The sequence below is a fragment of the Micromonospora sp. Utrum1 genome (genome assembly GCF_057197805.1).
The window spans coordinates 951,210-963,336 of record NZ_CM170071.1 but is presented as its reverse complement, the minus strand read 5'-3'; the positions used below and the strand labels follow the sequence as shown (position 1 = coordinate 963,336).

10 protein-coding genes are annotated in these 12,127 nt (G+C 72.1%); 1 reads left to right on the top strand and 9 read right to left on the bottom strand.

The window, feature by feature from the left end; genetic code table 11:
• Nucleotides 1-89: 89 nt before the first annotated feature.
• The 8 genes from AC0OLQ_RS04880 to AC0OLQ_RS04845 all read right to left on the bottom strand — a co-directional run bounded on the left by AC0OLQ_RS04880 (nucleotide 90) and on the right by AC0OLQ_RS04845 (nucleotide 9,392).
• Nucleotides 90-1,370, bottom strand: a complete 1,281-nt coding sequence (locus AC0OLQ_RS04880) for a thymidine phosphorylase (RefSeq protein ID WP_484530350.1) — start codon at nucleotides 1,368-1,370, stop codon at nucleotides 90-92.
• A 55-nt stretch (nucleotides 1,371-1,425) separates the two neighbouring features.
• Nucleotides 1,426-2,145, bottom strand: a complete 720-nt coding sequence (locus tag AC0OLQ_RS04875) for a cytidine deaminase (RefSeq protein WP_357334998.1) — start codon at nucleotides 2,143-2,145, stop codon at nucleotides 1,426-1,428.
• 92 nt (nucleotides 2,146-2,237) lie between these two features.
• Entirely contained in the window at nucleotides 2,238-3,515 is a 1,278-nt protein-coding gene (locus AC0OLQ_RS04870) for an ABC transporter permease (protein ID WP_357334995.1), read from the bottom strand.
• 4 nt (nucleotides 3,516-3,519) lie between these two features.
• A complete protein-coding gene (locus AC0OLQ_RS04865; protein WP_484530349.1) occupies nucleotides 3,520-4,878 on the bottom strand; it encodes an ABC transporter permease in 1,359 nt (452 codons plus the stop codon).
• A complete protein-coding gene (locus AC0OLQ_RS04860) occupies nucleotides 4,875-6,368 on the bottom strand; it encodes an ABC transporter ATP-binding protein (RefSeq protein WP_484532272.1) in 1,494 nt (497 codons plus the stop codon). Before AC0OLQ_RS04860 ends, AC0OLQ_RS04865 begins: the two co-directional genes overlap by 4 nt.
• Nucleotides 6,369-6,637: 269 nt before the next feature.
• Nucleotides 6,638-7,708: a BMP family lipoprotein gene (locus AC0OLQ_RS04855; RefSeq protein ID WP_357335369.1), complete on the bottom strand. Its 1,071-nt coding sequence runs from the start codon at nucleotides 7,706-7,708 to the stop codon at nucleotides 6,638-6,640.
• 277 nt (nucleotides 7,709-7,985) lie between these two features.
• Nucleotides 7,986-8,327 (bottom strand): hypothetical protein, encoded by a 342-nt coding sequence (locus AC0OLQ_RS04850; protein WP_091261434.1) that lies wholly within the window; start codon nucleotides 8,325-8,327, stop codon nucleotides 7,986-7,988.
• A gap of 57 nt (nucleotides 8,328-8,384) precedes the next feature.
• Nucleotides 8,385-9,392 (bottom strand): YhgE/Pip domain-containing protein, encoded by a 1,008-nt coding sequence (locus AC0OLQ_RS04845; RefSeq protein ID WP_484530348.1) that lies wholly within the window; start codon nucleotides 9,390-9,392, stop codon nucleotides 8,385-8,387.
• Between the two features lie 98 nt (nucleotides 9,393-9,490).
• Here AC0OLQ_RS04845 and AC0OLQ_RS04840 point away from each other — a divergent pair, with 98 nt between their 5' ends.
• Complete coding sequence (locus AC0OLQ_RS04840; protein ID WP_484530347.1) at nucleotides 9,491-10,084, top strand: TetR/AcrR family transcriptional regulator; 594 nt, start codon at nucleotides 9,491-9,493, stop codon at nucleotides 10,082-10,084.
• 91 nt (nucleotides 10,085-10,175) lie between these two features.
• Here AC0OLQ_RS04840 and AC0OLQ_RS04835 read toward each other — a convergent pair whose 3' ends face one another.
• Nucleotides 10,176-11,987 (bottom strand): glycoside hydrolase family 13 protein, encoded by a 1,812-nt coding sequence (locus AC0OLQ_RS04835; RefSeq protein WP_484530346.1) that lies wholly within the window; start codon nucleotides 11,985-11,987, stop codon nucleotides 10,176-10,178.
• Between the last annotated feature and the right edge of the window lie 140 nt (nucleotides 11,988-12,127).

The following is a 12,127-nucleotide window of genomic DNA, read 5'->3' as shown; positions in this document are numbered from 1 at the left end:
GTCTGCTCGCAACGGCTCATCGCCGGTCGGTCCCCCCTTGGCCTGCGAGAATAGCGGCTCGGTCGGCACGGCACCATGACCGGGAAAGCTCAGCCGATCCGCTCGATCACCAGCGGCTTCGCGGCGGGGGCGGCCGGCGCGATCCGCACCGCCCGCTCCGCCTCGGCCAGCGCGGCCGGGATCCGCTCGGCGTGCTCGGCGCGCAGCTCGTACAGGGGCTCGCCGACGCGTACCGGGTCGCCGGGGCGCTTGTGCAGCACCACGCCGGCCGGGATGCTCACCGGGTCCTCCTTGCGCGCCCGGCCGGCGCCCAGCCGCCAGGCGGCCACGCCCATGGCGTACGCGTCGATCTCGGCGACGTAGCCGTCCTCGGTCGCGGTGACCACCTCGACCTCGCCGGCCGTCGGCATCGGGGCGTCCGGGTCGCCGCCCTGCGCCCGGATCATCGCGCGCCAGGCGTCCATGGCGCGGCCGTCCCGCAGCGCCGCCTCGGGGTCGGCGTCCGGCAGGCCGGCCACGGTCAGCATCTCCCGGGCCAGCGCCAGGGTCAGCTCCACCACGTCGGCCGGGCCGCCGCCGGCCAGCACCTCGACCGACTCGGTCACCTCGACCGCGTTGCCGATGGCGAGGCCGAGCGGAGTGGACATGTCGGTGAGCAGGGCGACCGTGCGCACCCCGTGCGCGCCGCCCAGCTCGACCATGGTCCGGGCCAGTTCGCGGGCGTCGTCGACGTTCTTCATGAAGGCGCCCGAGCCGACCTTCACGTCGAGCACCAGCGCCCCGGTCCCCTCGGCGATCTTCTTGCTCATGATCGAGCTGGCGATCAGCGGGATGGCCTCGACGGTGCCGGTCACGTCGCGCAGCGCGTACAGCTTGCGGTCGGCCGGGGCCAGCCCGTCGCCGGCCGCGCAGATCACCGCGCCGACGTCGCGAAGCTGGGCGATGAACTCGTCGTTGCCGAGCGCGGCCCGCCAGCCGGGGATCGACTCCAGCTTGTCCAGGGTGCCGCCGGTGTGGCCGAGGCCCCGGCCGCTGAGCTGCGGCACGGCCGCGCCGCAGGCCGCGACCAGCGGCGTCAGCGGCAGGGTGATCTTGTCGCCGACGCCGCCGGTGGAGTGCTTGTCCACGGTCGGCCGGGCCACCGGCGAGAGGTCCAGCCGCTCGCCGCTGGCGATCATCGCGGCGGTCCACCGGGCGATCTCCGGGGCGGTCATGCCGCGCAGCAGGATCGCCATGGCCAGCGCCGACATCTGCTCGTCGGCCACCAACCCCCTGGTGTACGCGTCGACCACCCAGTCGATCTGGCCGTCGCTCAGCACGCCCCCGTCCCGCTTGGCCCGGATGACGTCAACCGCCGTGAATGCACTCATTGAATGATCTTTCCTCGTCGTTGGGGAACCGAGCCACGAACCGCGATCCCCAAGCTCACGCACCGGACCAGCGGATCGGGATCTCCAGGGGCGGGTCACCCTCACCGGCCCAGAAGATGGTGCCCGACGCGTCCACCACGACGACGCGCGGCGTCCGGGCCAGCCCCCAGGTGATCGCCTCGGCCGGGTCGTCCCAGGTCGGGCCCTCCTCCAGCACGCCGGTCTCGGCGTCCTCGGTGTCCCCGGCCGACCGCTCCCAGTACGCCGTCCAGACCTGCTGCCCGGCGGAGAGGTCGGGGTGCACGAAGACGGTGCCCCGGCCCCGCCAGGCGGCCAGCCGCTCCGGCACCACCGGCAGCGGGGTCTCGCCGACCACGGCCTCGAGGTCCTCCACGCCGAACGCGTGCGGCAGCAACTCGGCCATCCGCAGCGGCCGGCCCTTCGTCTCGACCAGGCACTCCGGGCCGCCGTTCTCCCAGAGCAGCTGCCGGCAGCGCCCGCAGGGCATGAGCGGCTCGCCGGTGGCGTCGACGCAGGAGAGCGCGACGATCCGGCCGCCGCCGGTGGCGTGCAGGGAGGAGACCACCCCGCACTCGGCGCAGAGGACCACGCCGTAGGCGGCGTTCTCCACGTTGCAGCCGACCACCACCCGCCCGTCGTCGACCAGGGCGGCCGCCCCGACCGGGAACTTCGAGTAGGGCGCGTACGCGTGCCGCATGACCTCGGTGGCGGCGGCCCGCAGCCGCTCCCAGTCGATCTCCATCACGCCTCCCATTCTGCCCAATTCACGCTGATCGGTCGCGGTGCGGCCGGAGACGGGCGTGCCCGGCGGGTTTCCCCCCGCCGGGCACGCTGCGTCGCGGGCGGTCAGCCCTTGATGTACGGCTTGCCGTCGGCGGCCGGCGCCCGGACCCTGCCGACGAGCCCGGCCACCGCCAGGATCGTCGCCAGGTAGGGCAGCATCGCCAGGAACTGGCTCGGGATGCTGCTGCCGATCGCCCCCAGGTAGGTGGCGAGCTGGTCGGCGAAGCCGAAGAAGAGCGCCGCGAGCAGCGCACCGGTCGGGCTCCACCGGCCGAAGATCAGCGCGGCCAGGGCGATGAAGCCCTTACCGCCGATCATGTTCTTGGTGAACGAGTAGAGCGCCAGGGTGTATGAGGCGCCGCCCACGCCGGCCACCAGGCCGGCCATGATCACGTTGCGGTAGCGCAGCCGCAGCACCTTCACACCGAGCGTGTCGGCGGCCGTCGGGTGCTCACCCACCGACCGGGTCCGCAGGCCCCACCGGGTACGGAACAGCGCGAGGTGGATGACCAGCACCAGCAGCAGGCCGAGGTAGAGGAAGATGTTGCCCCGGAACAGCGCCGGGCCGATCAGCGGGATGTCCTTGAGCAGCGGGATCTCCCAGTTGCCGAACCGGGGCGCGCTGTTGTACTTCGTCGCGTCGGTCTGCATCAGCCGCTCGTAGAGGAAGCCGGTGACCCCGAGCGCCAACAGGTTGAGCACGGTGCCCATGACCACCTGGTCGACCAGGTAGCGGATCGCGAAGACGGCGAGCAGCAGCGAGATGATCGCGCCGCCGACCGCCGCGGCCAGCAGGCCCACCCAGACGTTCTGGTAGATGCTGCCGAAGAGCGCCCCGCTGAACGCCCCCATCAGCAGCTGGCCCTCGATCGCCACGTTGACCACGCCGGTCCGCTCGCAGAGCACGCCGGACAGCGCGCCGAAGATCAGCGGCAGGGCCAGGATGAACGTGCCCCGGACGATGTTGACCAGCGGCATGAAGTTGCGCCCCTCGGGGGCGGCGGAGACCTGCCAGCACAGGAAGCTCAGCACGAAGGCGACCAGCCCGACACCGAGCAGCACGGTGAGCCAGCGCTTCGGCACGCCGGCGAGCAGGGCGCCCCCGGCCGCCGCGGCGACGACGCCGAAGAGGATCGCACCGACGGTTCCGGTGATCTCCAGGGCGGCGCCGCCCTCGGTCTCGCTGAGGGTGAACCGGGCCTGTTGGCCGGTCGCGAGTGCGCCGAACAGCACGGCGGAGAGCACGCCCAGCGCCAGCAGGACGACACCGACCTTGCGGGTACGCGTCCAGAAGCCCTCGTCGACGGTGACGGCGACGTCGGGGACAGCCATGGTCGACATTGCCTTACCAGCCCTTCGCCAGGCTCGTCTGCAACCGGGCCGCGCGAGCGGCCCGCAGCTGGAAGATCGCCTTAACCAGGGCCGGCGCGGCCACGAAGATGACGATCAGCGCCTGGAGCACGGTGACCAGCTCCAGCGAGATCCCGGAGTACGACTGCATCCGGTTGCCGCCGGCCTGCAGCGCGCCGAAGAGCAGCGCGGCGAGCAGCACGCCCCATGGCTTCAGCCGCCCGAGCAGCGCGACCAGGATGCCGTCGAAGCCGATCTGCGCGATCACCAGCGGGGTGAGCGCGTTCGCGGTCGAGCCGAGCACCATGTTCGACCCGCCGAGGCCGGCCAGCAGACCCGCGATCGCCATGACCAGCACGTACGTCTTGGTGACGCTGATGCCGGCGGTCCGGGCGGCGTCCGGGTTCTCGCCGACCGCACGCAGCTCGAAGCCGAGCGTCGAGCGGTTCAGCAGCCAGGCGATGAACCAGGTGATCAGCACCGCGACCAGGATGCCGGCGTGCACCCGCAGGTTGTCGCCGAGCAGCCGGGGCAGCTGGGCGGAGGACTCGACCGGCTTGCTGATCGCGTCCGACCGGTTCGGGTTCTGCACCCCGTTCTGGACGATGATCCAGGACAGGAAGTAGACCGCGACGTAGTTGAGCATGATCGTGGTGATCACCTCGTGGGCGCCGGTGCGCGCCTTGAGGATGCCCGGGATGAAGCCCCAGAGCGCGCCGCCGGCCGCACCGGCGATCAGCGCGACCAGCAGGTGCACCCCGGGCGGCAGCGGCAGCGCGAAGCCGACGACGGCGGCGAGGATGACGCCGATGGTCGCCTGACCCTGGGCGCCGATGTTGAACAGGCCGCCCCGGAAGGCGAGCGCCACCGACAGGCCGGTGAAGACCAGCGGCGCGGTGTACGTCAGCGTCTCCGAGATCGGGCCGAGCGCGGCGGTGAAGCCGGACGCGTCCGGGTCGAAGATCGCACCCTTGAACAGGTTCGCGTACGCCTCGCTGACCACGGTCCAGCTGGCGTTGAGCGCGTCCGCCGGGCGGGCGGTGATGTAGCCGTAGGTGGCCAGCACCTCCGGGTCGGAGACGATGATCAGCACCGCGCCGACCAGCATGGCCAGCAGCACCGCGAGCACGGTCACGGTGACCGTGTTGGCCGCCCAGAGGTTGTCCAGGAAGAGCCGGCCCAGCGAGGGGCGGGGCTCTTGGGCCGCGGGCGGCTTCGTCGCGGTGGCGGGCGCCGCCCGCTCGGTGTCGCCGGGGGGCGCGACCGGTGTCGCCCGGGCCTCGCTCCGCGCCTCCTGCGCCTCGGTCGCCGGCTCCTTGTCCGGGGAGCCCGAGACCGGGTTGGGGTTACTCATGCCTCGTCCTCGTTGCCAGCGCCGTCGGTGGTCGTGGTGGCGGTGTCCGGCGTGATGCCGGCCATCAGCAGGCCGATCTCCTCGCGCGGGGTGTCCGGGCCGACCACGCCGATGATCCGGCCGCGGTACATCACCGCGATCCGGTCGGCCAGGCCGATCACCTCGTCCAGCTCGCTGGAGACGACCATGACGGCGGTGCCGATGTCCCGCTCGCGGATGACCCGGCTGTGGATGAACTCGATCGAGCCGACGTCCACGCCCCGGGTGGGCTGGGCGGCGATGAAGAGCTTCAGCGGCCGGGACAGCTCCCGGGCCACGATCACCTTCTGCTGGTTGCCGCCGGACAGGGTGCCGACCGCCGCGTCGGCCGAGGAGGTGCGGACGTCGAACTGCTCGATCCGCTCCTTCGCCGACTTCGCGATGGCGTCCGGCTTGAGCGAGAGGCCCTTGCCGAAGGGCGGCCGGTCGTAGATGTCCAGCACCAGGTTCTCCGCGACGGAGAACTCCTTGACCAGGCCGTCGACGCTGCGGTCCTCCGGGACGTACCCGACGCCGGCGCGGAGCACCTTCTTGGTGGTCCAGCCGTGCACGGCCTGGCCGTCCAGGGTGATCGAGCCGGCGAGCACCGGGCGCAGGCCCATGATCGCCTCGATCAGCTCGGTCTGCCCGTTGCCCTGCACACCCGCGATGCCGAGCACCTCACCGGCGTGCACGGTCAGGTCGATGCCGTCGACCGCGCGGACCTGCCGGTCGTCGTCGACGACCAGGCCGGCCACCTCGAGGATCGGCTTGCCCGGCTGGGCCGGCTTCTTGTCCACGGTCAGCCGGACGCTGCGGCCCACCATCAGCGCGGCCAGCTCGTCCCGGCTGGCGCTCGGCTCGGCGGTGCCGACCGTCTTCCCGCGCCGGATCACCGTGATCCGGTCGGCGACCGCCTTGACCTCGCCCAGCTTGTGGGTGATGAAGACGATCGACTTGCCGGCCTCCTTGAGCGACCGCATGACCGTGAGCAGTTCCTCGGTCTCCTGCGGGGTCAGCACGGCGGTCGGCTCGTCGAGGATGAGCAGGTCGACGTCGCGGGTGAGCGCCTTGACGATCTCCACCCGCTGCTGGATGCCGACCGGCAGGTCCTCGATCACCGCGTCCGGGTCGACCCGGAGGTTGTACCGCTCGGAGACCTCGGCGACCTCGCGCCGGGCCCGCCGGCGGTCGAGGAAGCCGGTGAAGCCCCCCTTGACCTGCTCCGCGCCGAGCATCACGTTCTCGGCCACGGTGAAGACCGGCACCAGCATGAAGTGCTGGTGCACCATGCCGATCCCGGCGGCGATCGCGTCGGACGGGCCCCTCAGCTTCAGCGGCTTGCCGTCGACCAGGATCTCGCCCTCGTCGGGCTGGTAGAGCCCGTAGAGCACGTTCATCAGGGTCGACTTGCCGGCGCCGTTCTCGCCGAGCAGGGCGTGGATCTCTCCAGGCTCCACCGTCAGGTCGATGTGGTCGTTGGCGACCAGATCACCGAACCGCTTGGTGATGCCGCGCAGTTCGAGTCTCAGCGCAACCTCCTGGAGTGCGAGCGATGGTGCAGCGTAGCGACTGCCGCGCCGCCACCGCGCCGGGTGGGGGTCAGTGGGGGATCAAGGTGACCGGCCGCCCCGACGTCGCGCGGGGTCTTCCCCACGCAGGTCGAGGCGGCCGGATCGTCAAACCTGGTGCCCGCCGGCCCCCGCGGCCGATGATCTCACCGCGGCGGTCGGCGGAGCGGTCACTTGGTCGGCTGGGCCTTCGAGGTGACGGTGATGGTGCCGGCGGCGATGTCCGCCTTGATCTTGTCGACCTCGGCCTTCAGGTCCGCCGGGACCTTGCTGTCGAAGTCGTGGTACGGCGCGATCGAGACGCCGTTGTTGGCCAGGGTGCCGACGAAGCCCGGCTTGGCCTGGAGCTTCTCGCCGTTGGCGGCCTTCAGCACGGCGTCCTTGACGGCGTCCGGGATGTTCTTGACGACCGTGGTGACCAGCGCCGGGCAGTTCGGGGTGCTCTCGCAGCCGTCGACGTCCACCCAGACGACCGAGTACTTGCCGTTGGAGGCCTGCGCGGCGGCGGTGGTGCCGAGGCCCGCGCCACCGGCGACCGGCATGATGATGTCGGCGCCCTGGGCGACCAGCGCGTCGGAGACCTTCTTGCCCTCGTCCTGCTTGACGAAGTCGTTGGTGAAGGAGCCCTTCTGGGCGGCCTTGTCCCAGCCGATGACCTGGACGTTCTTGCTCTTGGCCTTGTTGTAGTACGCCACGCCGTCGGCGAAGCCGTCCATGAAGATGGTGACCGGCGGGATCGGCAGACCGCCGTAGGTGCCGACCTTGCCGGTCTTGCTCAGCCCGGCGGCCAGGTAACCGGCCTGGAAGGCGGCCTGCGCGGTGTCGAACTGCATCGGGTAGATGTTGTCGACACCCGGGTTCGCGTCCACGATGGCGAACTGCTGGTTCTTGTTCGCCTCGGCGGCCTTCTTGGTGGCGTCCGACATCAGGCCACCGACGGCCAGGATGAAGTCGCACTTCTGGTTGACGAACCCGGTCAGGTTGACCTCGTAGTCCGCCTCGGCCTTCGACTGGACGTTCTTGATGTCGATGTTGTCGTTCTCCTTCTTCGCCTCCTGCAGGCCCTTCCAGGCCGAGGTGTTGAAGGACTTGTCATCGATGCCACCGACGTCGGTCACCATGCAGGCGGTGAACTTCTTGCCGCCGTTGCCGCCGGCGTTGTTGTCGTCCTTGGGAGCCTCACCACATGCGGCGGCGCCCAGCACGAGGCCACCCGCCACGATGGCGGAGGCGATCCGCATCCCACGCACAGAGCGCAAGACGTCTCCTTCCCATTGCACACCGCGTCGTGCGCGGTGGCAGCCCTTGCGCCGGCCTGCGGTGTGCCGCCGGCGTCCCACGTTACGGACGGGAGCGTACGCCCGCGCCCACCCACCGGCCGACAATCGTGCACGACTGTTGAGCGGTCGTTACCCCTACGTAACCCACGCGTGGGGCACATCACCTCTCGTGCCGGCGGCCCTCCGGAGAGGTGTCGCGAACGTCCGTTTCCGCTGGTCTCCCGCTGCGCCGCGGGGGCTACCGCCAGAAGACCGCCACCGCCGCGTTGACCAGCGTCAACCCGATGATCGCAAGGAAATGCCCGCGGTTCACGGACTCCCGCTTACGGGAGAAGAAGACCATGACAAAGATCAGCAGTGCGAGCACCAACTTGGTAACAAGCTTGGCCGGTGCCGGCTCGTCGCCGTCGCGCAACGGGGCGGAGAGACCGATTCCGGTCAGCAGCCCGATCACCGAGCCCCAGAGCATGGCCGCGTTGATCCGCAGCCGGCCGCTGACGTACTGGGCGATCGCACCGCCGAGCAGCATCGCGAACCCGATCAGATGGACGTAGAGAAGGATCAGTCGAAGAGCTTCCACACCGATCATCCTCCCCCATCAACGACGTCCTGTAGTAGCCGGCCGGGCGAGGTGCCGTCATACCGTGACCTCGGCCGGCCGCGCGTCCGGCGCCGGGCTGCCCACGCCGGTCCCGACGGTCCGACGGCCGACAAGCACCAGGGCGAGGCCGACCAGCGCGTAGCCGGCCAGCACGGTCAGCGGCCGGCCGGCGCCCGCGCCGTCGAAGAACGCGGCCGAGCGCAGCAGCGTGCCGCCCGCGCCGACCGGCAGGAACTGCCCGAGCGTGCCCCAGGGCTGCGGCAGCAGCTCGGGCGCCGCGCCGACCGCGGAGAGCGGGTTGCCGACCAGGAAGACCAGCAGCGCGCCGAGCCCGAGCCCGGGACCGCCGAGCAGCGCACCGAGGCCCGCCACGGTGCCCGCCGCGGCGAGCGCGAACAGCCCCATCGCGGCCGCCTCGAGCCACACGTCGCCGTCGAGGACGCCGAGCCAGCCGTGCAGGACCGCGGCCCCGACCAGGCCGGCCAGGACGGCGTAGCCGAGCAGGCCGGCCAGCCGCGCGCCGCGCCGGGCGACCAGGACGGTGAGCAGTGCCCCGGCCAGCATGCTGGTCAGCGCCAACGGCAGGAACCCGGCGGCGAAGCCGGCCCCGCGCGGGTCGTCCGGGTCGGCCGGCACGACCTGCACCACCGACACCGGCCGGCCGGCGGAGAGCTGCGCGGCGGCCTCGGTGAGCAGCGCGGCCACGGTCGGGCTCGCGGCCGGGGCGGTGTGCAGGGCGACGCCGTCCGGGCCGACCACGAAGGCGGCGTAGACCTCGCGGTCGCGCAGCGCCCGGTCGGCCGCAGCCCCGTCCGGCAGCGTGGTGACGGCGAAGCCGCCGGGCCGGGCGGCGGCGAGCCGGGCGGCCAGTTCGGCGGTTGCGGGCGGCGGCCCGGCGACGGCGACCGGCAGGTCGCGCGGCGCCAGGTGGGCGGCCGGCGCCGCGAAGAGGGGTACGAGCAGCGCCTGCACCACCACCGCCAGGCTGGCGAGCAGCGCGGCGAGCAGCCAGGGCGAGCGGATCCGGGAGAGCTGAGCGGGCATCTCCGCCTCCTTAAAACGAACGTTCGTTCTCTTGAACTGAGCGTGCGGTACCGCACGGTCCGCCGTCAAGAACGAACGTTCGCTTTACACTGTGGGTCGTGCCACGCGTATCGGACGAACACCTCGCGGCCCGCCGCCAGCAGATCCTCGACGCGGCCCGGCGCTGCTTCCGGCGCGACGGCTTCCACAACACCTCGATGCAGGACGTGATCAGGGAGGCCGGCCTCTCGGTCGGCGCGGTCTACCGCTACTTCCCGAGCAAGAACGACCTGATCACCGCGATCGCCCAGTCGGTGGTCGGCGGTGCCGAGGGGATCTTCGCCGAACTGGCGGCGGCCGACCCGCCGCTGCCGCTGGTCGACGCGCTGGACCGCGCCCTCACCTACGTCGACACGCAGACCGGCCCGGACGGCGTGCTGCCACTGGCCATCCAGGTGTGGGGCGAGGCGCAGCGGGATCCGGCGCTCGCCGAGTTCATCGGCCGGACGTACACCGGTTTCCGCAACCACTTCACCACGCTGGCCCAGCGCGCCCACGCGGCCGGCGAACTACCCGCGGACGCCGACCCGGAGGCGGTCGGCGCGGCCCTGTTCGCCCTGGTCCCCGGCTACGTCCTGCAACGCGTCCTGACCGGCACCCCCGACCGCGCCACCTACCTGGCCGGCGTCCGCGCCCTGCTCCCCCGCCCCTGACTCCCCCGCGATCTTGCAGTTGACGCCCCTACAGGAGGGGCAAAAGCCGCAGAACGCGGGCCCAAACTGCAAGATCGCGGAGACGGTGGGGTCAGGTGAGGCGCCAGACCTGGAAGGTGGGGCCGTCTGCGGGGAGAGTCACCGTGCCGGTGGTGTCGGGGCGTAGGGCGGGGGCGCCGCCGTACACGTTGTCGCCGGTCGGCAGGCCGGTCAGGCGGACCAGGGTGCCGGGCGCGCGGCGGGCCAGCACCAGCACCGCGCCGGTCGGCGCCTCGCGGAGGAAGACCAGCGTGTCCGCGTCGGCGTGCACCCAGCGCAGGCCGCCGTGCCGCAGCGCCGGCTCGGTGCGCCGCAGCGCCAGCAGCGACCGGTACGCGTCGAAGGTGCGCGCGTCCCAGCTCTCCGGCCGGTGCCACGGCATCGGGGTGCGCGAGCCCTCCCCGTTCTCGCCGGTCAGGCCCAGCTCGTCGCCGGCGAAGATCACCGGCGTGCCCGGCATGGTGGCGAGCAGGCCGGCGGCCACCTCCTGCCGGGCCGCGCCGCCGACCACGGTCCGGATCCGAGCCGAGTCGTGCGAGCCGAGCAACTGCCACGAGTGCGTGTACGACCGCCACGAGATCAGCGACCGGTAGGTGTTCATGGTGGCCAGCACGGCGCCCGCGTCCCGCCGCCGCACCCCGCCGGGCGTCCCGAGGAAGTTCGGCACCGGGTCGTCACCGAGACGCAGCCAGGACCAGACCGGGTCGGTGAAGCCGACGTAGTTCATGGTGCCGTGCCAGCCGTCCCGGTCCAGGTCACCGGTGTGGTCGTGGCCGTGCTCGGCGAGCAGCAGCCCGTCGGCCCGGGTGTCGGCGACCACCTCCCGCAGCAGCCGGGCCACCTCGTGGGTGTACGCGTCCGCGCCCCGCCGGCCGGTCATGTTCGCCACGTCCACCCGCCAGCCGTCCAGCGCGTACGGCGAGCGCAGCCAGCGGCGCAGCAGCGAGTCCTCGGCGGTGGCGAAGCGCCGGCGCAGCTCGGTGCTGCCCCAGTTGAGCTTCGGCAGCGACTTGACCCCGTTCCAGGATTCGTAGTCCCCTCCGGCCAGGTCGAAGTAGTACAGCTCCCGCTCGGGCGCGTGCACGTCCGAGACGGCGGCCGTGAACCACTGGTGGGCGTCGCCGGTGTGGTTGCTGGTGATGTCGCCGAGCAGCCGCCAGCCCCGGGCGTGCACCGCGTCGGCCAGCCGAGCCAGGGCCGCGTTCCCGCCGAGCAGCGGGTCGACCGTGTCGAAGCTCGCCGCGTCGTACCGGTGGTTGGAGCGCGCCGGGAAGATCGGCGTCAGGTAGACGGTGTTCACCCCGAGCCGGTCCAGGTGGTCCAGGCGCTCGGTGATCCCGTCGAGGTCGCCGCCGTAGAACTGCCGCGGCGTCTCCGGGCCGCGCCCGATCACCGGGGTGTCCCAGTCGCACGGGATCGCCCAGTCCGGCGCCGTCCGGTCGGCCGCGGCGGCCGAGCGGGCGAACCGGTCCGGGAAGACCTGGTAGATCACCGCGTCCCGGGCCCAGGCCGGCGGGGGCGCGTAGCTGACCAGTTTGAAGTCGCCGTTGTCCGGCACGTCGTGGTCGACCAGGCCGGCCGCGTTCAGCCAGCGGGCGCCCGCCGCGCCGTCGAGCAGGAAGCGGTAGTTGCTGACCGGGTTGCGGACCTCGACGTCGGCCCGCCACCACACGTCACCGCCCTCGGTGCGGTCGACCACCGCCTCGGCGAAGCGCGGCTCGCCGTCGCCGGTGGTCCGGACGTGCACCTGGCGGACGCCGGCGCCGGTCGGCACCCGGACGAAGACCGGGACGACCTGCCCGAGCGCGGGCTCCTGCTCGGGCACGTAGGTGGCGGATCCGTCGTGGTGCGGCTGGAGAGACATGGGCATGCCTTTCGCGTCGTTCGAGACAGGGAGTGGGGCGGGCACCCGCCGCGGTCGGTCACCCGACCGCGACGGTCCGCCCGGAAACCGCTCCGGTGTACGTCGACACGACGCCCTTGCCGCAGCGTGAGCCGAGGAGG

Coding starts and splice junctions, on each gene's coding strand:
- AC0OLQ_RS04870 (WP_357334995.1), bottom strand. CDS start 3,515: ATGTCGACCATGGCTGTCCCCGACGTCGCCGTCACCGTCGACGAGGGC.
- AC0OLQ_RS04865 (WP_484530349.1), bottom strand. CDS start 4,878: ATGAGTAACCCCAACCCGGTCTCGGGCTCCCCGGACAAGGAGCCGGCG.
- AC0OLQ_RS04845 (WP_484530348.1), bottom strand. CDS start 9,392: ATGCCCGCTCAGCTCTCCCGGATCCGCTCGCCCTGGCTGCTCGCCGCG.
- AC0OLQ_RS04875 (WP_357334998.1), bottom strand. CDS start 2,145: ATGGGAGGCGTGATGGAGATCGACTGGGAGCGGCTGCGGGCCGCCGCC.
- AC0OLQ_RS04880 (WP_484530350.1), bottom strand. CDS start 1,370: ATGAGTGCATTCACGGCGGTTGACGTCATCCGGGCCAAGCGGGACGGG.
- AC0OLQ_RS04855 (WP_357335369.1), bottom strand. CDS start 7,708: ATGCGGATCGCCTCCGCCATCGTGGCGGGTGGCCTCGTGCTGGGCGCC.
- AC0OLQ_RS04835 (WP_484530346.1), bottom strand. CDS start 11,987: ATGTCTCTCCAGCCGCACCACGACGGATCCGCCACCTACGTGCCCGAG.